Raw genomic sequence first — 20595 nt, 5'->3', positions numbered from 1 at the left:
CACTGATTCGCTTTAATTGTATTTTTAATCGTAAAGTGGAGTGAAATTAATGCCTTTTCCCGTGGGAGATGGTTTGCTTACCGCTAAAATAAGCGACTTACAGATCAACAATATGTGGAGTGAGGATGTCCGTCCTCATCTTAGTCTGTGGGAAAAAATCAAAGATTTTTTCTTTTCCATTCATCAAGAAGAAGCACTACAACTCTTATTTGATCTCTATCACCCTTCGCCAAATACTACCCCACAAAGAGTTAAAGAGATTTGGGAACAATTAAGACAGTTAGCCTCACCGGGTTATGAGAGCTGTTTTGGTTGTACCGATTCTAATCTCGATCCCAATCATTTCACCATTGATGGTACAAATTTATCGCTGCAAATAGGTACTGATGGCTACAAAGTCACTAATGATTTTACTCTAGATCTAAAGTACAGATACCAACCTAGCAATTAAGTGCCCTATAGTCAGTTGGATCATGCCAATCTCGCGACACTGACTATCATCTTTTGCTAACAACAAAAAAGGCACCCGAAGGTGCCTTTTTCATCTGACGGGCAATAATTACTTCTTAGCGCCCGGCATGCTGAAACGCTTGTTGAAGCGGTCAACACGGCCACCGGTAGCAACATCACGCTGCTTGCCAGTGTAGAACGGGTGGCATTCGCCGCACACGTCCAGATTCAGGTCATGACCAACAGTAGAGTTGATCTTGATAACGTTACCGCAAGAGCAAGAAGCAGTAACTTGTTCGTATTTAGGGTGGATACCTTGTTTCATGGAAAACCTCTATATTTAGGCCGTGTCGCTATCCAGCCCTGTTCCGCCAGACACCACACGATTGATAAATAACAATTTGATTGTTAACGAACAGCTGCGGATAAAGTAAGCAACGGTTGTTAACAGGATTTGATATCGAATTATACCAAAGGCGGCGAATCATACAGAATTTGACTAAACCGCGCAATCGAATCCGCACATTGTGAAGCACGCAGTGTAAACTGTTCAATCTTTATTTATACCCGTCATACTTCAAGTTGCATGTGCGTTGGCTGTGCTCAATAACCCGAATCACTTACTCATGTAAGCTCAGCGGGATTTTCTCGCTTGCCGCCTTCCTGCAACTCGAATTATTTAGGGTATAGGCCAATTGTACTTATTTAGACCAATTTTAGTTATTAGGATGAAAAAACATGTCCGTTGTTCAAGTGGCATTACCCGTACCGTTGGCCCGTAGCTTTGATTACCGTTTAGACAGCGCCATGGCCTGCCCGGTGGTCGGTGCTCGCGTCAGTGTGCCATTTGGTAAACGCAAAGCCATCGGAATTGTGGTGGGTATCAGTGATACCAGCACATTCCCCCTTGAACAACTGAAAGCCATTGACGCCGTTCTGGATGAGCGCAGCCTATTCCCACCCAGCTTGTGGCGCATTCTCTGCTGGGCAACCGAGTATTATCATTACCCGATAGGTGAAGTGCTGTTCCATGCTCTACCTATTCTGTTGCGCCAGGGGAAGCCTGCCCAATCTGCGCCGTTGTGGCAGTGGTTCGCAACCGAACAAGGGCGAGCCACACCACCGGAAAGCTTAAAACGCGCACCGAAGCAGCAACAAGCGCTTGCCGCATTATTGCAAAAACCGGTCTATCGCCATCAAGTTAATGAAATGGCACTCACCGAAAGCGCATTGCAGGCATTACGCAGTAAAGGGCTAATTGACCTGCGGGCGCAGGAAATCGCGACTACCGATTGGCGCAACGGCTTCGCCGTTCTGGGTGAGCGCCTGCGGCTGAATACCGAGCAGGCAACCGCCGTTGGGGCGATTCGCAGTGAAGATACCCAGTTTGCGGTCTGGCTGCTGGCTGGGGTGACCGGCTCCGGTAAAACAGAAGTTTATCTGAGCGTGCTGGAAAATATTCTGGCACAAGGCCGCCAGGCGTTGGTTTTAGTCCCTGAGATCGGCCTGACCCCACAGACTATCGCTCGTTTTCGCGAAAGGTTTAACGCCCCCGTTGAGGTGCTCCATTCAGGTTTAAATGACAGCGAGCGTTTGTCCGTCTGGCTACGGGCGCGTAACGGCGAAGCCGCAATTGTTATTGGTACCCGCTCGGCACTGTTTACGCCGTTTTCCCGCCTCGGGGTCATTATTATCGATGAAGAGCACGACAGCTCTTATAAACAACAAGAAGGCTGGCGGTATCATGCCCGGGATTTAGCCGTATTTCGTGCCCGTGAAGAAGGCATTCCTATCGTGATGGGCACGGCGACCCCGGCGCTTGAGACCCTGCACAATGTGCAAATGGGTAAATATCGCCAGTTGACGCTATCTAAACGGGCGGGGAATGCCAAACCCGCCGTACAGCATTTGCTCGATTTAAAAGGCTTGCCGCTTAAAGTTGGCCTCTCTCAGCCACTGCTAAAACGGATGAAAACCCATTTGCAGGCCGATAATCAGGTAATTTTGTTCCTGAACCGCCGTGGCTATGCTCCCGCGCTACTGTGCCATGAGTGTGGCTGGATTGCTGAATGCCAGCGCTGCGACCACTATTACACCTTGCATCAAAATCACCGTCAGTTGCGCTGCCACCATTGCGACAGCCAGCGCCCGGTGCCTCAGCAATGCCCAAAATGTGGTTCAACCCATCTGGTCTCTGTCGGTGTTGGCACTGAACAGTTAGAGAACGAACTGGCTCCTCTGTTCCCGGATACTCCCATCACTCGAATTGACCGCGATACCACCAGCCGCAAAGGCTCGCTGGAACAGCATTTGGCTGATGTCCATCAAGGGGGTGCGCGCATCTTGATTGGTACCCAAATGTTGGCTAAAGGGCATCACTTCCCTGATGTCACGCTAGTGGCCTTGCTGGATGTCGATGGCGCACTGTTCTCGGCAGATTTCCGTTCGGCGGAACGGTTTGCCCAGCTTTATACACAAGTTTCAGGTCGTGCCGGGCGCGCGGGTAAGCAAGGTGAAGTTATTTTACAAACACACCACCCCGAGCATCCACTGCTGCAAATTTTGCTGCAACAGGGCTACGATGCCTTTGCCAAACAGGCCCTAGAGGAACGTAAAAGCGTATTTTTACCGCCTTATACCAGCCATATCATCGTGCGCAGTGAAGATCACGATAACCAGCAATCCGCGCTATTCCTGCAGCAATTGCGTAATTTGCTGGAAGCCAGCCCACTCAAAGATGATGCATTGTGGATTATGGGGCCAGTGCCCGCATTGCAGGCCAAACGCAGTGGGCGCTTCCGTTGGCAATTGCTGTTACAGCACCCTTCACGGCAATTGCTACAACGGCTGATTAAAACCTCTCAGCCGCTAATCAATACATTGCCGCAGGCACGTAAGGTTAAGTGGACGTTGGATGTTGACCCAATAGACAGCTAATTCCCCGCCTTAATTAATGCCAATAACGTTGAGTAGTCTCTCTTTCACTTGGGGGATTTATTGTTTGATCTGTGCCACAAAGCAATCGATTACCCCGCTTTCTGCGAGCCAGTGCGAAAAAACCTACTTATGTCACACTTTTTATGCAAATTAGGTAACAAATTACCCCCACTATCTGTATAGAATGACGGAAAGCCTGCATTAAGCATCAGTGCTGGCTCGGAGCCAGAGCAAGGAGAAAGGCGTTGGAACATAAGAAAGAATTCACGATGGCTACCATGAAAGACGTTGCTGAAATGGCAGGTGTTTCAACTGCGACGGTGTCACGCGCACTGATGAACCCGGAAAAAGTGTCAACAGTCACCCGGCAAAAAGTGGAGCAAGCTGTTCTGGCGGTGGGTTATTCTCCTCATGCTTTGTCCCGCAATATTAAACGTAATGAATCGCGCACAATTCTGGTTATTGTACCGGATATTAGTGACCCGTTTTTTGCTGATATCATTCAAGGGATTGAGTATGCGGCAGCCCAGCAAGGTTATCTGATCTTAATTGGCGATTGCGCACAACAAACCCAGCAAGAGCGTAGCTTCGTTAACCTGATCATTACCAAGCAAATTGATGGCATGTTGTTGTTAGGTTCCAATCTGCCTTTTGATGCCAGCAAAGAAGAGCAGCGCAATTTGCCGCCAATGGTGATGGCAAACGAGTTCGCTCCTGAACTGGAACTGCCAACGGTACATATCGATAATCTGACTGCCGCTTATGAGGCGGTTAATTATCTACATGAATTGGGGCACAAACGTATTGCCTGTGTTGCCGGGCCGGAGAGTTTGCCGCTAAGCCATTATCGGCTCCAGGGCTATATTCAGGCACTGCGTCGTAATGGTATCGCTGTCGACAGTGACTATATTATGCGCGGTGACTTTAGCTATGAAGCTGGCGCAGAAACCTTTGCGGTGCTGATGGCATTGCCTCATCCCCCAACAGCAATATTTTGTCACAATGATGTGATGGCGATAGGCGCGATGTGGCAGGCAAAGAGAATGGGACTACGTATCCCGCAGGATGTCTCGCTGGTAGGCTTTGACGACCTGAAGTTGTCACAGTATTGTGATCCCCCTTTGACCACCGTGGCTCAACCACGTTATCAAATTGGTCAGCAAGCCATGTTACTATTACTTGAGCAGCTACAAGGGCATTCAGTACAAAGTGGCTCCCGGTTGTTAGACACCGAGTTAATTGTCAGGGAAAGTACTGCTGCGCCTAAACGCTAGGCAAATATTCAGGGGTTCAGTAACATGACGGACTTATTCCATCATCAAGACGCAGCGAAACGATAGTGGCACAAAGAGATTATGTAAGCCGAGGGCGCTCAGGAGCGCGGCGCAAAAGCACCAGCCGGAAAAAACGCAGTGCGCCAGCAGTATCTAAAACCGTGGTGGCGCTGGCCGTCGCGCTATTAGTGGTATTTGTTGGTGGCCTCTATTTCATCACCCACAATAAGCCGGGTGAGCTTCCGTTATTGCCCAGCCATGACCCTCGTACCGGTAATGGGTTACCGCCCAAACCGGAAGAGCGCTGGCGTTATATTAAAGAGCTGGAAAATCGCCAAATTGGTGTACCGATGCCAACAGAACCTTCTGCTGGTGGCGAAGTTAATTCCCAGACACAACTGACTAATGAGCAGCGCCAATTGCTAGAGCAGATGCAGGCAGATATGCGCCAGCAGCCAACGCAGTTATCAGAGGTTCCGTATAACCAGGGGATGCCGGTGCCACGCTCTGCTGTGACCATCAAACCACCGGTCACGACCCTGCAACAGCAGCCGCTAACACCGCCGCGCCAGACTACCGCGCCGGTACAGCAGCAGACGCAGGTACAATCGCCTGTGGCTACCCCACAGCGCGCGCAACCGGCAGCTCCGGTAACACCGGCCGTTACACCGCCGAAACCGGAGAAAGAAAAAGAGAAAGAGAAAGAAAAAGCGCAACGTTGGATGGTGCAGTGTGGTTCATTCAAAGCCATCGATCAGGCCGAATCTATCCGCGCCCAATTGGCATTTGGCGGTATCGAAAGCCGCATTACCAGCGGTGGTGGCTGGAATCGTGTGGTCCTTGGCCCTTACAGTACCAAAGCAGCCGCTGATAGTACCTTGCAACGTTTGAAAGGCGCGGGTCAATCAGGATGCATTCCCCTCGCTGTAGGGGGTTGAAAAGTAGCAATCCTCCCCCATTTATAATCTCAATATACCCCGTACTGTTTTTTGACAAACAGTACGGGGACTCATTCAGTCTGCAACGAGGGTCCGCTCGTGACAACAATTGTAAGTATACGCCGTAATGGTCATGTCGTTATTGGTGGTGATGGCCAGGTCACTCTGGGCAATACCGTAATGAAGGGTAATGCCAAAAAAGTACGCCTGCTATATCACAATAAAGTGATTGCGGGCTTTGCTGGTGGTACTGCTGATGCCTTTACGCTGTTTGAGCTGTTTGAGCGCAAACTGGAGATGCATCAAGGCCATCTGACTAAAGCGGCTGTCGAGTTAGCCAAAGACTGGCGTACTGATCGTATGTTACGCAAGCTTGAAGCACTACTGGCTGTAGCGGATGAAACAGCATCACTCATCATTACCGGCAACGGCGATGTTGTGCAACCAGAAGACGACCTGATTGCTATCGGTTCCGGTGGGCCTTATGCCCAATCTGCCGCGCGCGCGCTGTTAGACAATACTGAATTAAGTGCCAAAGATATCGTTGAGAAGTCTCTGAGCATTGCGGGGGATATCTGTATCTATACCAACCGCTTCCAAACCATCGAAGAATTAACGTATAAAGCGTAAGGATAGAGTGACATGTCTGAAATGACCCCACGCGAAATCGTCAGCGAACTTGATAGCTACATCATCGGCCAGGATAAAGCTAAACGTGCGGTGGCAATTGCCCTGCGTAACCGCTGGCGCCGTATGCAGCTCAATGAAGAGTTGCGTCACGAAGTTACCCCTAAAAACATTCTGATGATCGGTCCAACCGGTGTCGGTAAAACTGAAATTGCTCGCCGTCTGGCAAAATTGGCCAATGCGCCATTTATCAAAGTTGAAGCGACCAAATTCACCGAAGTGGGTTATGTTGGTAAAGAAGTGGATTCTATTATCCGCGATCTGACCGATGCGGCTGTGAAAATGGTTCGCCATCAATCAATTGAGAAAATGCGTTACCGGGCTGAAGAGTTAGCCGAAGAACGTATTCTGGACGTGTTGATTCCACCGGCCAAAAATAACTGGGGCCAGCCGGATGAAACACAAGAGCCATCCGCTACCCGCCAGGCTTTCCGCAAAAAATTGCGTGAAGGGCAACTGGACGACAAAGAGATTGAAATCGATCTGGCTGCTTCGCCGATGGGGGTTGAAATCATGGCACCTCCTGGCATGGAAGAGATGACTAACCAGTTACAATCTATGTTCCAGAACATCGCCGGTCAGAAACAAAAACCGCGTAAAGTCAAAATCAAAGACGCATTCAAACTGCTGATTGAGGAAGAAGGCGCGAAACTGGTCAATCCAGAAGAACTGAAACAGCAAGCAATTGATGCCGTTGAACAACACGGGATCGTGTTCATCGATGAAATCGATAAAATCTGTAAACGCGGTCAAACATCAGGCCCGGATGTGTCCCGTGAAGGGGTACAGCGTGACTTGCTGCCATTGGTCGAAGGTTGCACCGTATCAACTAAACACGGCATGGTGAAAACTGACCATATCTTGTTTATTGCCTCCGGCGCATTCCAGGTGTCCAGCCCGTCAGATCTTATCCCGGAATTGCAAGGCCGCCTGCCAATCCGCGTTGAATTGCAGGCGCTGACCACCGATGATTTCGAGCGTATCCTGACCGAGCCAAGTGCCTCATTAACCGAGCAGTACAAAGCGCTGATGGCTACTGAAGGGGTTACCGTTGAATTTACTCGCGAAGGTATCCGCAAAATTGCTGAAGCAGCATGGCAGGTTAACGAGCGCACCGAGAATATCGGTGCACGCCGCTTGCATACCGTGCTGGAGCGTTTGATGGAAGATATCTCCTATGACGCTAGCGAAAGTAATGGTCAATCCATCACTATTGATGCTGTATATGTTGGCAAGCATCTTGATGAGCTGGTAGCAGATGAAGATCTGAGTCGTTTTATCCTATAATTCGCTTTATATCTTTATGCTGGATAAAATAGTCCGCCAGGACAATATCGAGTGGGAGGCATCGCCTCCCACTGCTGTTTTTTGACAGACATAATGTTTTTAACACGCCGATATGGGCGGACCAGACTCCTAATATAATAAAATGAAGCGAAACATGAGCCTATCAACCAACACCAGCCAGACCCAGGCTTGGCTGGAAAGCCTGCGACCACGAACCCTGCCACTGGCCTTTGCCTCAATCGTTACCGGTTCAGCCCTTGCTGTCTGGCTCGATAGTTTTAAACCTGCCGTAGCACTCCTCGCCTTATTAACTGCTGGCCTGCTGCAAATTCTATCTAATCTGGCTAATGATTACGGTGATGCCATCAAGGGCAGTGATACTGAAGAGCGTATCGGGCCATTGCGCGGGATGCAAAAAGGGATGATTACCCGCCAGCAGATGAAAGTGGCGCTGATTGTTACCGTTATTCTGACGATTATTTCCGGTATCGCACTCATTGCTGTGGCCTGTGAAAAACCCAGCGATGTTTTAGGCTTTTTATTGCTTGGGTTAATGGCAATTGTGGCAGCTATTACCTATACCGTCGGTAGCAAACCCTATGGTTATATGGGGCTGGGTGATATTTCAGTACTGGTCTTCTTCGGCTGGCTGAGTGTCGCGGGGACTTACTATCTCCAGGCTGGGCACTTTGACACTATCGTGATGTTACCCGCTACGGCCTGCGGTTTACTGGCAACTGCGGTTTTGAATATTAATAATTTGCGCGATATTGAAAACGACGCAGCTAATGGTAAAAACACGTTGGCAGTGCGTTTGGGGCCGGTGGTCGCACGTTATTATCATGCCATATTAATCGCGGCAGCAATTTTGTGCCTGGCAATATTCACGCTTCAGAATTTGCATAGCTGGGCCGGTTGGATCTTTATTCTAGCCGTTCCGTTACTGGTCAAACATGCGCTGTTTGTACTGCGTGAGCCTACTGCTGCTGGTATGCGCCCAATGCTTGAGCATATGGTTAAAGCCGCATTACTGACCAACGTTCTGTTTGCTGTCGGTCTGGTATTCAGTTAATCCCAGCGGTTTGTTCTTCAAACCTTCTCCGGGCCACACCCCATAAAGGCCAGCCCGGATAAATTTAACAATTGATGATTTTGCCAACAGTAGCCAGAAAGGGATATACTTAATCTCCCAGCCGCAACCAGACGTTAATCCTATGAAATATGATACTTCCGAACTCTGTGATACCTATCATGAAGAGGTAAATGTGGTAGAACCACTGTTCTCCAATTTTGGGGGGCGCACTTCATTTGGTGGCAAGATTACTACTGTAAAATGTTTCGAAGATAACGGCTTATTGTTCGACCTGCTTGAAGAAAATGGTCTGGGCCGAGTTCTGGTCGTTGACGGCGGTGGCTCGGTGCGCCGTGCATTAATCGATGCTGAGTTAGCTGAATTGGCATTGAAAAACGAGTGGGAAGGCATTGTGGTTTACGGTGCCGTGCGTCAGGTAGACGATCTGGCGGAGTTAGATATCGGTATTCAGGCAATGGCTGCAATTCCGGTAGGTGCGGCAGATGAAGGCATTGGTGAGAGCGACATCCGTGTGAACTTTGGCGGTGTAACGTTCTTCTCTGGTGACCACTTGTACGCAGATAACACTGGGATCATCTTGTCAGAAGAGCCACTGGATATTGAATAATATCCCTCTGATTTTCATAAGAAAGGGCGATATTGATATCGCCCTTTTTGCTACTTCGTATTTGCAGTAGCTACGTGACAAGCTGCCTTCAACAACCGATTACAGTTGCATTAAGCCAGCCGGCACTTAGACTTCTTCCATCTTTCCCAACAGTGCCCGCAGACGATCCTGCCAAACATGCTGCTCTTGTTTTAGTTGCTCATTTTCGCGCACTAAGGCTTCACGGCCACCAGCAGCATCCTGAACTTCTTGGGACAGGGTGTTATTCTTCTCTTTCAGCTCTTCAATTTCCATCTGTAGCAAAGTGATGGTATCAATCGCCTGCTGAACTTTAACTTCCAATTTCTCAAATACTTCAAATGACATTCTTCGGTCCCCTTATGGTAGCAAGGCGTACATCTTTTGGTCGCAGTCATCATTCTTAGCCGACGTCGCCGTATTAACTAAGTCACCGTATCTACTGAGCTGACCCTCGGCAGATGAAACTGCTGTGAATACTTATCGCGCTATATATCCATCGAACTAGGTGTAACAAGCGCTATGTTCTAACGCGTTCCTTTGCAGAGGCAACGCAGCTTGATAAAAACGATGCTCTTGATAAACCGATTGTATGTAGCCAGCCCCCCCCTGTCTAGCGCCATACCGGTACAAACCACACTCTGTAGCAATTTCGTGTCAGTAACTATCAGCAAAAACCGAAAAACCGCTATGACCCATCCTGTAAAGTTATACATGCCTTTAACAACTGATAGCGAAACCACTGGTCTGATCACACTTTCAAAGTCCCTTAACAGCCTTGAATAACGCGAAATCGCTCATTTTTATGACACACCACACACATTTTGATTTCGCTATTTCTCGTTTGTGCTCGTTAACGATAAATTTACATCACTCCCTTCGCGGTTCGAAGGGCAAAAATAAGAAATACCCTATAAATCTCTGTCTGTAGGACATCTACTATGAGCCAAACCGCTAGTTCGACGTTGAAGGGCCAGTGTATTGCGGAGTTTCTCGGTACCGGTCTGCTGATCTTTTTTGGTGTAGGCTGCGTTGCTGCATTGAAGTTGGCTGGAGCCAGTTTTGGGCAGTGGGAAATCAGTATCATTTGGGGCCTGGGTGTTGCCATGGCCATCTATTTGACAGCAGCAATCTCAGGTGCACATCTTAATCCGGCCGTAACCATTGCATTGTGGTTATTCGCTTGTTTCGATCGCCGTAAAGTTCTCCCTTACATTGTGGCGCAGGTTGCCGGCGCATTTTGCGCTGCCGCGTTAGTGTACGGCCTCTATTACAACCTGTTTGTCGATTTCGAACAAACGCACCAAGTGGTTCGCGGTAGTGCCGAGAGCCTGAATCTGGCCGGAATCTTCTCAACTTATCCAAATCCTCATATTTCTGTGTTCCAGGCCTTCCTGGTTGAAACAGTGATTACTGCCATTCTGATGTGTCTGATTCTGGCACTGACCGATGATGGTAATGGTATTCCACGCGGCCCACTGGCTCCTCTACTGATTGGTATCTTGATTGCCGTTATCGGTGCATCTATGGGTCCATTGACTGGGTTTGCATTGAATCCAGCACGTGACTTTGGTCCAAAGGTATTTGCTTATCTGGCAGGTTGGGGCGAAATTGCCTTCACTGGCGGGCGTGATATTCCTTACTTCCTGGTCCCTATTTTCGGGCCTATCGTCGGTGCATTACTTGGTGCTTTCGGTTATCGCGCCCTGATTGGCCGCCATTTACCGTGCGATGTCTGCGTGGTTGATGATGAAGAAACCACGGTAACGACCACAGAACGTAAAGCATAAATAATAGATACTACCCAATAGATTTACGGCAACTTAAAAGTAGGCTAACTATGACAACTGAAAATACTACTCAAAAGAAATACATTGTTGCGCTTGATCAGGGAACCACCAGCTCCAGAGCCGTGGTGCTGGATCATGATGCCAATATCGTGAGTGTTTCTCAGCGCGAATTCACTCAAATTTACCCGAAAGCCGGTTGGGTTGAACATGACCCGATGGAAATCTGGGCGACGCAAAGCTCAACACTGGTTGAAGTGCTGGCAAAAGCCGGTATCAGTTCTGACGAAATCGCCGGTATCGGTATTACCAACCAACGTGAAACAACCATTGTTTGGGATAAAGTAACTGGGAAACCAGTGTATAACGCCATTGTTTGGCAATGCCGTCGTACTGCTGATATCTGCGAAAAACTGAAAAAAGAAGGACTGGAAGAGTACATCCGTTACAACACCGGCCTGGTGGTCGACCCTTACTTCTCCGGCACCAAAGTGAAATGGATCCTTGATAACGTCGAGGGTGCCCGTGAGCGCGCTGAACGCGGTGAGTTACTGTTTGGTACGGTGGATACTTGGTTGGTATGGAACATGACCCAAGGCCGCGTACACGTTACGGATTACACAAACGCATCACGTACCATGATGTTTAATATCCGTACCAAAGAGTGGGATGACCGTATGCTGAAAGCGCTGAATATTCCGCGCGCTATGCTGCCTGAAGTCCGTCCATCCTCAGAAGTTTACGGCCAGACCAACATTGGTGGTAAAGGCGGGACCCGTATTCCAATCGCAGGGATCGCGGGTGACCAGCAAGCGGCCTTGTTCGGTCAACTTTGTGTACAACCCGGTATGGCCAAAAATACCTACGGAACCGGCTGTTTCCTGTTGATGAATACCGGTACAGAAGCCGTTCAGTCTACTCATGGCCTGCTGACTACTATTGCCTGCGGCCCACGAGGTGAAGTTAACTATGCACTGGAAGGCGCGGTATTTATTGGCGGCGCATCTATCCAGTGGCTGCGTGATGAGCTAAAACTGATCAGTGATGCTACCGACTCCGAATATTTCGCCACTAAAGTGAAAGACAGCAACGGCGTATACGTAGTGCCAGCGTTCACCGGCCTCGGCGCCCCTTATTGGGACCCGTATGCCCGAGGTGCGATTTTCGGCCTAACACGTGGGGTTAACAGTAACCACATTATCCGTGCAACCCTTGAATCGATTGCTTACCAGACGCGTGATGTACTGGATGCGATGCAGGCAGATGCCGGCGAACGTCTGAAATCACTGCGTGTGGACGGTGGTGCGGTGGCGAATAACTTCCTGATGCAGTTCCAGGCCGATATTCTGGGTACCCGCGTTGAGCGCCCAGCGGTTCGTGAAAGTACCGCTCTCGGTGCTGCGTTCCTGGCAGGTCTTGCGACTGGCTTCTGGAGTGATCTGGATGAAGTGAAAAGCAAAGCAACGATTGAACGCGAATTCCGCCCAGGGATTGAAACCACTGAACGTGATGTTCGCTACCGTGGCTGGAAGAAAGCCGTGGCACGTGCCCAGGCATGGGAAGAACACGAAGAGTAACGGCCCGCTTGTTTTACACTGTTTTTGTAAACCAAAGGCGCCATCATCCCTGATGGTGCCTTTTTATTGTGAAAAATCTCATCCCGCCAAAAGACACCCCTACGGCTTTACTTCGCAAAGATGGTAGAATTCCTGCTTACATCCTTCTTCTATTACCCTAAATAATTCGAGTTGCAGAAAGGCAGCAAGCGAGAAAAGCCCCAAGAGCTTACATTAAGTAGGTGACTGGGATGACAAATCTGCTTGCAGCGGCCTCGCCTTGCGAGGCCCATGGACGGGCCGAGTAACGAGCGTAGCCAACACACATGCAGCTTGAAGTATGACGGGGATACAGGTCTAACCATGAAACGTGAACTAGCCATCGAGTTTTCCCGTGTCACCGAAGCTGCCGCGCTGGCAGGCTATAAGTGGCTGGGCCGGGGCGATAAGAATGCCGCCGACGGCGCTGCCGTACGGGCCATGCGTATTATGCTCAATCAAGTCAATATTGATGGGCAGATTGTTATCGGTGAAGGTGAAATCGATGAAGCACCGATGCTGTTTATCGGTGAAAACGTGGGGACCGGTCAAGGTGATGCTGTTGATATTGCGGTTGACCCGATTGAAGGCACCCGTATGACAGCCATGGGCCAGGCAAATGCGCTGGCAGTGCTGGCAGTGGGAGATAAAGGGACATTTTTACATGCCCCGGATATGTACATGGAAAAGCTGGTGGTTGGACCGGGAGCCAAAGGGGCTATCGACCTTAACCTACCGCTGGAACAAAACCTGCGCAATATCGCCATCAAGCTCAATAAACCCTTGAGTGATTTAACTGTTATCACGCTGGCTAAACCACGCCATGACGGTATCATCGCTGAAATGCAGCAACTTGGGGTGAAAGTGTTTGCCATTCCAGATGGCGACGTGGCAGCGTCCATTTTGACCTGCATGCCAGAAAGCGAAGTCGATGTGATGTACTGCATCGGTGGTGCGCCTGAAGGTGTCATTTCTGCTGCGGTGATCCGTGCACTGGATGGCGATATGCAAGGCCGCTTGTTGCCACGCCATCAAGTTAAGGGCGATAACGAAGATAACCGCCGTATGGGTGAACAAGAATTGATACGTTGCAAATCCATGGGTATTGAAGCAGGTAAGGTGCTGTTATTGGGGGATATGGCCCGTAATGACAATGTGATTTTCTCTGCAACCGGTATTACCAAAGGCGACTTGCTGGAAGGGATTTATCGTAAAGGCAACATGGCGACCACTGAGACACTGCTGATCCGGGGTAAATCCCGCACTATCCGCCGTATCCGTTCGACCCATTTTCTTGATCGCAAAGACTCAGCATTACACGAGTTCTTGCTGTAAACCGCCCCGTGAATCTTTTTCGTCCTCTTTGAGCAAAAAATAAAACGGGTACCGCATTAAATCAGTACCCGTTTTTATCTGCCGACTTAAGCATGATGCTCTTGTGGTTGCATCCGATGAGATAACGGCCACCAGCACAGCAAAATCAGAATTGCCATGGCAAACATCAGTAGCCCCAAACTAAATTGCCCGGTTTGTGGCAGCATAGCTGACAACCAGGTAGCCAATCCTGATCCCATATTCTGCAATCCCCCCACTAATGCCCCTGCCGCACCGGCCAGGTATGGAAACGGCTCCATGGCACCGGTAGTTGCCAGTGGGAACAGCATTCCGGCACCAAAGAAGAATAACGCTGCCGGTATCACCAGCGTCCAGATATTCATGATGCCGAACCAACCAGGGATCCACATCATCAACCCGGCCAGCAAGCAACTAATAACCGAATGCCACATCAGGCTGTGAAAGGTTTTACCCTCGCGCCCGGCATACCATGCACCGAAAAATGCGGCGGGGATCGGCAGAATAAACAGAATACTGACCATCATACCGCTCAGCCCCAGCACACCCCCCATCAACACGCCGGCACTGGCTTCAAATACGGCAATCCCGGCCAACGCTCCAATCAACATGATTAAATAGCAGCTAAAGGCCCGGTCAGAGAGTAACAGGCGGAAGCTGGCCAACATTCGCCGCTTTTCAGTTTGCTGTGGCCGAGTCTCCGGCAACCAGCGGAACATACAAAACGCCACCCCACCACACAGAAATAGCAAGAACGCATAGCAAGCGCGCCAGCCAAATAGACTGGCCAGCACTCCGCCGATAACCGGTGCCATTAAAGGGCTGACTAAAATACCCATATTTAACATGCTGTTGGCGTAGCGTAGCGCCGTGCCGGCATATAAATCCCGTGGCATGGTGCGTGCCATCACACCTGCAACTCCCGTCCCCATCCCCTGCAAAGCGCTGGCAGCAACCAACATGGTCAGGCTATCCGCCAGCCAAGCCCCAAGCGCGCCCAACATGAATATCATCATACCGACCAGAATCACTGGCCGGCGACCAACCCGGTCTGATAGCGGGCCATAAATCAATTGTGAAAAACCATAGGTCAATAGATACGCTGCCATCACGCGCTGCACCACTCCGGTGCGAACCGATAAATCACGGGCGATATCCGAGATAACCGGCACATAAATGGTTTGCGCCATCTGACCAACGGCAACCAGGAGGATCAACATAACCAGCAGGTGGAAATTTTCTATTTTTCTCATTGTCTTAACTAGTCTATTAGCCGGACTACGTGCCACATTGATATTGAAAAAGTGACACACCTCACTATTGGCGCATAAGCTAACAAATCTAGGAATTTTAGCGAGCCAGCACGACATATTGCTAAACAGCCAACTGGCAGATAAAAATACCATGGGCGTAAAGTAAACTGTCCATCTCGACAGGGACCGGTATTCCCCAGTAGATAAAACAGGACATAACATTTAATCGATAATACTTTTCAGCTAGATACCATAAAATATCGCCATCGCTTTAGGCATCACTTCAGATAAGCATATGACGGGAAAAGAATTATGGCTGAATGGGTTAGTGGCAAGATTACTCACATCGAACGCTGGACAGATTCTCTGTTTAGTATTCGGGTCAATGCGCCAATTGACCCCTTTACTGCCGGTCAATTTGCCAAGCTGGCGTTAGATATTAATGGTGAGCGAGTGCAACGGGCTTATTCGTATGTCAATGCACCGAGCGACGAAAATCTGGAGTTTTATCTGGTCACAGTACCGGAAGGCAAACTCAGCCCACGGCTGGACCAGTTGCCCGTAGGCGGTGAAGTGATGGTCACCAAGCAAGCGGCGGGCTTCTTTGTGCTAGAAGAGATCCCCGATTGCGATACCTTGTGGATGCTAGCCACCGGCACCGCGATTGGCCCCTATCTGTCAATTTTACAGGAAGGGCGTGATTTAGAACGCTTCCAAAATCTGGTGTTGGTCCATGCGGCACGTTTCGCCCGTGACCTCAGCTACCTGCCACTGATGCAACAACTTGAACAGCGCTACAACGGCAAGTTACGTATCCAAACAGTGGTGAGCCGTGAGGAGTCCCACGGTTCATTGACAGGCAGAGTTCCGGCATTGATTGAGAATGGCTCACTGGAAGCGGCTGTCGGCCTGAAAATTGACGCGCATGACAGCCATGTAATGCTATGCGGTAACCCGCAGATGGTGCGAGATACTCAGCAGTTGCTGAAAGAGCAGCGCGAGATGCGAAAACATTTGCGCCGTAAACCGGGGCATATGACCAGCGAGCAATATTGGTAATAAAAAGTGAACCAAGGGTTGGCATGTTGCCCTTGGTTCAGTTTAGATAGCAAGGTGCAGGTGTTATTGCGCCTTCTCCGCCAAATATTTCACGGGCACCGCTTCGGGGCCAAAACGGTTATTCCCCTCGGTACCGACAAAAGCACCACAATCAATAAACATCATGACGATAATAAGCGTAGGGATGAAACGCCCTACCCCCCACTGCCAGATAGGTGCCAACATCTGCCAATTACCGGCCATCAGCATCCAGGCCAGTACCACCAAAAATGCCCACCAACCGGCTTTATTACGGTCATGAAGCCGTTTAACCACCACTGCCGCCGTTGGCCACAGCAAAAAAACAATCGCAAAAGCCGCAGTCTGAATAGGTAACCAATCCTTACCTGCCAGCGTAAAAACAACCAGCATTGCCAACAGCCACAAACCAATCCAGATCCAAAAGTCCCGCCGCCCGATACGGCCTTTAAACGAGAAACACCACTGCTGTATTGTCATCAATGAACCGATCCATTTACCTGATATAATTTACAGTTGATATATACTCAATAGAGTACCCCAATGCCGCAACTAACCTATAATCTTTGCAGTGAATTTTGACAATCACCCTCAATTACCGCTTTAATCCCCTACACACACTTCTAACGACGGCATAAGTCATGAGAAAAGAGAGAGTCGCGATACTGGCAATACTGCTGCTAATAGCAACAGTTAGCCGCGCTCATGCCGACCCCGCAGACGACAGCGGTCAGCCAACGGAAGAGGCTCAGCCGACCGCGCCTTATCTACTTTCTGGCGCGCCGACTTTTGATTTAACACTGGTCAAATTCCGTGAAAGCTATAACCGCACGAACCCAACACTGCCTCTCAGTGAGTTTCATGCGATTACAGTAAAAGATGATCTGCCCCCACTGACTCGGGCTGCCAGTAAGATTAATGAGAATCTCTATGCTTCGACCGCACTGGAGAAAGGTACCGGTAAGATTAAGACCTTACAAATTACCTATTTGCCGATAAAAGGGAGTGAAGAGAAAGCGGCCCGACTAGTGGCTGTCAATTATATGGCAGCCCTGATGCGCCAGTTTGAGCCCACACTCACGCTCCAGCAAAGTCTCGATAATGTGCAGCAACTGCTGACACAAGGTAAAGGTTCGCCTTTCTATGCCCATCCCGTTGGCGCAATTCGCTATGTGGTAGCGGATAACGGCGAAAAAGGGCTAACTTTCGCTGTTGAACCGATTAAGCTGTCACTATCTGAAGCATAGTCTTGCCGCAATTAATGACGAAAAGCAAAGCCATTGCCACTAATCATCTCTATACTGTTGGACAGGTAAACTGCCTGTCGGGCAGTCATTATTATTGACCCTCGCGTCCCCTTGTTGGAGGAAGAAACATGCGTCATCCATTAGTTATGGGTAACTGGAAGCTGAACGGTAGCACTAACATGGTCAAAGAGCTTATCGCTGGCCTGCGTACAGAACTGAGCACCGTTGACGGTTGTGGTGTTGCTATTGCCCCACCGACTATCTATCTGAATCAAGCTAAGCACGAGTTGGCAGGTAGCCGCATCGCTCTGGGTGCACAGAATGTTGATGTGAACCTGTCTGGCGCATTTACCGGTGAAACCTCTGCTGACATGCTGAAAGATATCGGTGCACAGTACATCATCATCGGTCACTCTGAGCGCCGTACTTATCACAAAGAAAGTGATGAATTCATCGCCAAGAAATTTGGCGTTCTGAAAGAAGCCGGTCTGATCCCTGTTTTGTGTATCGGTGAATCCGAAGCAGAAAACGAAGCGGGCCAAACTGAAGCAGTCTGCGCCAAACAACTGAATGCGGTGCTGACTACTTTGGGCGTAAAAGCGTTCGAAGGCGCAGTCATTGCTTATGAACCAATTTGGGCAATCGGTACTGGCAAATCAGCCACTCCGGCACAGGCTCAGGCAGTTCATAAATTCATCCGTGACCATATCGCGAAACAAGATGCCGCGGTTGCAGCACAAGTTATCATTCAGTACGGCGGTTCTGTTAACGACAAAAACGCAGCAGAGCTGTTCACCCAGCCTGATATCGATGGCGCACTGGTTGGCGGCGCATCACTGAAAGCAGATGCTTTTGCGGTTATCGTGAAAGCAGCAGCGAAAGCTAAAAAAGCCTGATTTAGGTTTTAAGCTACTGATTAAGCTGGGGCAGATAATGTTCCGGCTTTTTTATTGATATCTTCGTGAAGTGCTGTTTTATACAGTTCAATTCCACCATCACCTATCGAGCCGAGAAATTTGCTTATCTCCGCGCATTTTCCTGCAATATTATCAAGATCACATTCAACATAAGTCTTTTTCTGCGTATCAAAAAAATGAATCAGTTTACTGTCTTTAAATTTAATCACATTACAGACATGGCCTTGTGTCGCCCCTGGTAAGAAGCGCCATAAGGCTGGTCGATAGATAACAAGGATGCCGTTTAATGCATCATCAGGCTGAGATTTTCGTAACTCAGAAATCAGTTCAGTAACAGAACAGCAACTTTCAGTTGGTAGCCCCATTTTTCCCTTTACATCCGCTCCTCTCAATTCTGGCATTGCAAGATATACATTATTCTTCTCGAATGTCTCAGCAACGGCTGTTGCACAAGAGGCACAATTAGTTTGACCAAAACCATGGATACCCAATAACGCAAGCAAAGCCGCCAAAGGCCGTAACAATAGTGGTGGTTTACCGTCGCAATTGACTTTGTTTAATAAATAGTTTTCTAAGTACTCTTTTATGGTGCCAAAGCGGGAAAAGTTCTCAGGCTTTATCCCTTCGGGATCTTTCCTGTTTTCTATTACTTTGGGGGATATACAGGTATAGTTATTGTCTTGTATGACTGGTTGTTGTTGTATAACTTCGAATGAATCATCAGCTGACTCATTGTCCACTCGTAATGATAAAGCGCCACTCCCTCTTGTTAAGCTTGGTTCTGAGCTTGAAGCCGAATATTGAGTATTTTGTGAACCCACAGTAGAAATCGTATTAGTAATCATATATGCCCCTATAAATTACCCAGCCTTATTAGCTTATCTGACTAAATAACGCATTCAGTACCAGTTGGCGAATCGGAGCGTTTTTATCTGTAAAAAAGGAAACATTTATGAAAACAAATACGGAATTAATACAGCCAATATAACAAAACGCCCGCAAAACTAACTTACGGACGTCCGGTTAGATAAAACGGTTATCGCTTACTTATTTCGTCAAATATGCCACCAGTGGCGAAATGTGTCTGCTGTGCTTTCGTCCAGCCACCGAACACTTCATCGATAGTAAACAACTTCAATTTCGGGAACTCGTTGGCGAATTTAGCCGCCACTGCCGGATCCCGTGGCCGATAGTAATTCTTGGCAGCAATAGTCTGGCCTTCTGGCGAATAGAGGTATGTTAAGTAAGCATCCGCCACTTCCCGGGTACCACGCTTATCAACCACTTTATCCACTACAGATACCGTCGGTTCAGCCAAAATAGAGACACTTGGCGTGATGATATCAAACTTGTCTTTACCTACTTCATTCACCGCCAGCAGAGCTTCGTTCTCCCAGGCAATCAGCACATCGCCAATACCGCGCTCAACAAAGGTATTCGTGGCACCACGCGCGCCTGAGTCCAACACTTCCACATTCTTATACAGCGTTTTAACGAATTCCTGCGCTTTAGCCTGATCATTATTGTTGTGTTCTAACGCATAACCCCATGCCGCCAGATAGTTCCAACGCGCGCCACCCGAGGTTTTCGGATTAGGTGTAATGACCGAAATTCCTGGTTTCACTAAATCTGACCAGTCATGAATCTGTTTCGGGTTCCCTTTACGCACCAGGAACACGATAGTTGAGGTATACGGCGCAGAGTTATCAGGCAGGCGCTTAATCCAGTTTTTATCAATACGACCACGCTCAGCAATAGCATCGACATCATATGCCAGTGCTAATGTCACCACATCAGCTTCAATACCATTAATAACCGAGGTCGCCTGCTTACCGGAACCGCCATGTGATTGACGCACCGTCACCTTATCACCGGTTTGCTGTTGCCAATGCTTACTGAATGCCTGGTTATATTCCTGATAGAATTCACGTGTCGGATCATATGACACATTCAGTAGTTGGATATCTTTTGCCATGGCACCTGATGCCAGCAGCAGTAATGACAGACCTACACCCCATTTACGCATTGACCCGCTCCCATAAATATTGTTATTAATTAAATAGTTATTAACCTAT

20 protein-coding genes are annotated in these 20595 nt (G+C 48.9%); 14 read left to right on the top strand and 6 right to left on the bottom strand.

Going from position 1 to position 20595, the window contains the following annotated elements; translation table 11 throughout:
* The first annotated feature begins 49 nt into the window (after positions 1-49).
* Positions 50-451: a hypothetical protein gene (locus tag V1952_RS05175; protein WP_372560119.1), complete on the top strand. Its 402-nt coding sequence runs from the start codon at positions 50-52 to the stop codon at positions 449-451.
* Positions 452-559: 108 nt separating this feature from the next.
* On the opposite strand, the gene rpmE is transcribed toward V1952_RS05175, so the two are convergent.
* The gene (gene rpmE / locus V1952_RS05170) at positions 560-775 is read right to left on the bottom strand and encodes a 50S ribosomal protein L31 (protein WP_083161786.1); all 216 of its coding nucleotides are present in this window, start codon (positions 773-775) and stop codon (positions 560-562) included.
* 413 nt (positions 776-1188) lie between these two features.
* Between rpmE and priA the strand changes: the two genes are divergently transcribed.
* The 7 genes from priA to rraA all read left to right on the top strand — a co-directional run bounded on the left by priA (position 1189) and on the right by rraA (position 9273).
* The gene (priA, locus tag V1952_RS05165) at positions 1189-3387 is read left to right on the top strand and encodes a primosomal protein N' (RefSeq protein WP_372560120.1); all 2199 of its coding nucleotides are present in this window, start codon (positions 1189-1191) and stop codon (positions 3385-3387) included.
* Positions 3388-3632: 245 nt separating this feature from the next.
* Positions 3633-4661, top strand: coding sequence for a DNA-binding transcriptional regulator CytR (gene cytR / locus V1952_RS05160; protein WP_083161782.1), 1029 nt, complete (start codon positions 3633-3635; stop codon positions 4659-4661).
* Between the two features lie 65 nt (positions 4662-4726).
* Positions 4727-5599: a cell division protein FtsN gene (ftsN, locus tag V1952_RS05155; RefSeq protein ID WP_420071219.1), complete on the top strand. Its 873-nt coding sequence runs from the start codon at positions 4727-4729 to the stop codon at positions 5597-5599.
* 99 nt (positions 5600-5698) lie between these two features.
* On the top strand, positions 5699-6229 hold the full coding sequence (hslV, locus tag V1952_RS05150) for an ATP-dependent protease subunit HslV (RefSeq protein ID WP_420071218.1): 531 nt from the start codon (positions 5699-5701) through the stop codon (positions 6227-6229).
* 12 nt (positions 6230-6241) lie between these two features.
* Positions 6242-7573, top strand: coding sequence for an HslU--HslV peptidase ATPase subunit (hslU, locus tag V1952_RS05145; RefSeq protein ID WP_083161778.1), 1332 nt, complete (start codon positions 6242-6244; stop codon positions 7571-7573).
* 154 nt (positions 7574-7727) lie between these two features.
* Entirely contained in the window at positions 7728-8645 is a 918-nt protein-coding gene (locus V1952_RS05140; protein WP_083161776.1) for a 1,4-dihydroxy-2-naphthoate polyprenyltransferase, read from the top strand.
* A gap of 142 nt (positions 8646-8787) precedes the next feature.
* Positions 8788-9273 carry a ribonuclease E activity regulator RraA gene (rraA, locus tag V1952_RS05135; protein WP_083161774.1) on the top strand — a complete coding sequence of 162 codons (486 nt, stop codon included), beginning with the start codon at positions 8788-8790 and terminating at the stop codon, positions 9271-9273.
* A gap of 126 nt (positions 9274-9399) precedes the next feature.
* Here rraA and zapB read toward each other — a convergent pair whose 3' ends face one another.
* Positions 9400-9639, bottom strand: a complete 240-nt coding sequence (gene zapB, locus V1952_RS05130; protein ID WP_004704796.1) for a septal ring assembly protein ZapB — start codon at positions 9637-9639, stop codon at positions 9400-9402.
* Positions 9640-10232: 593 nt separating this feature from the next.
* On the opposite strand from zapB, the gene V1952_RS05125 reads away from it, so the two are divergent.
* The 3 genes from V1952_RS05125 to glpX all read left to right on the top strand — a co-directional run bounded on the left by V1952_RS05125 (position 10233) and on the right by glpX (position 14008).
* Positions 10233-11081 (top strand): MIP/aquaporin family protein, encoded by an 849-nt coding sequence (locus V1952_RS05125; RefSeq protein ID WP_083161772.1) that lies wholly within the window; start codon positions 10233-10235, stop codon positions 11079-11081.
* A 50-nt stretch (positions 11082-11131) separates the two neighbouring features.
* Positions 11132-12655 carry a glycerol kinase GlpK gene (gene glpK, locus V1952_RS05120; RefSeq protein WP_083161770.1) on the top strand — a complete coding sequence of 508 codons (1524 nt, stop codon included), beginning with the start codon at positions 11132-11134 and terminating at the stop codon, positions 12653-12655.
* Positions 12656-12997: 342 nt separating this feature from the next.
* On the top strand, positions 12998-14008 hold the full coding sequence (glpX, locus tag V1952_RS05115; RefSeq protein WP_083161768.1) for a class II fructose-bisphosphatase: 1011 nt from the start codon (positions 12998-13000) through the stop codon (positions 14006-14008).
* A gap of 86 nt (positions 14009-14094) precedes the next feature.
* Here glpX and emrD read toward each other — a convergent pair whose 3' ends face one another.
* On the bottom strand, positions 14095-15279 hold the full coding sequence (emrD, locus tag V1952_RS05110) for a multidrug efflux MFS transporter EmrD (RefSeq protein WP_372560122.1): 1185 nt from the start codon (positions 15277-15279) through the stop codon (positions 14095-14097).
* Positions 15280-15591: 312 nt separating this feature from the next.
* Here emrD and fpr point away from each other — a divergent pair, with 312 nt between their 5' ends.
* Positions 15592-16338: a ferredoxin--NADP(+) reductase gene (gene fpr / locus V1952_RS05105; RefSeq protein WP_372560123.1), complete on the top strand. Its 747-nt coding sequence runs from the start codon at positions 15592-15594 to the stop codon at positions 16336-16338.
* Positions 16339-16401: 63 nt separating this feature from the next.
* On the opposite strand, the gene V1952_RS05100 is transcribed toward fpr, so the two are convergent.
* Positions 16402-16836 (bottom strand): DUF805 domain-containing protein, encoded by a 435-nt coding sequence (locus V1952_RS05100; protein ID WP_372560124.1) that lies wholly within the window; start codon positions 16834-16836, stop codon positions 16402-16404.
* Positions 16837-16997: 161 nt separating this feature from the next.
* On the opposite strand from V1952_RS05100, the gene V1952_RS05095 reads away from it, so the two are divergent.
* A complete protein-coding gene (locus tag V1952_RS05095) occupies positions 16998-17603 on the top strand; it encodes a DUF1454 family protein (RefSeq protein WP_102970506.1) in 606 nt (201 codons plus the stop codon).
* Positions 17604-17731: 128 nt separating this feature from the next.
* Positions 17732-18499 (top strand): triose-phosphate isomerase, encoded by a 768-nt coding sequence (gene tpiA / locus V1952_RS05090; protein WP_420074414.1) that lies wholly within the window; start codon positions 17732-17734, stop codon positions 18497-18499.
* A 20-nt stretch (positions 18500-18519) separates the two neighbouring features.
* On the opposite strand, the gene V1952_RS05085 is transcribed toward tpiA, so the two are convergent.
* Both V1952_RS05085 and V1952_RS05080 read right to left on the bottom strand, forming a co-directional pair.
* Entirely contained in the window at positions 18520-19365 is an 846-nt protein-coding gene (locus tag V1952_RS05085) for a hypothetical protein (RefSeq protein WP_420074413.1), read from the bottom strand.
* A 191-nt stretch (positions 19366-19556) separates the two neighbouring features.
* Positions 19557-20546 (bottom strand): sulfate ABC transporter substrate-binding protein, encoded by a 990-nt coding sequence (locus V1952_RS05080; RefSeq protein ID WP_420071214.1) that lies wholly within the window; start codon positions 20544-20546, stop codon positions 19557-19559.
* Positions 20547-20595: the final 49 nt, after the last annotated feature.

This window comes from Yersinia sp. 2542 StPb PI (assembly GCF_048593855.1).
In the GTDB taxonomy this organism is placed as follows: Bacteria; Pseudomonadota; Gammaproteobacteria; order Enterobacterales; family Enterobacteriaceae; genus Yersinia; species Yersinia enterocolitica_E.
Note: the sequence above shows the minus strand (reverse complement) of the source record. Positions and strands in the feature narration are given on the sequence as shown.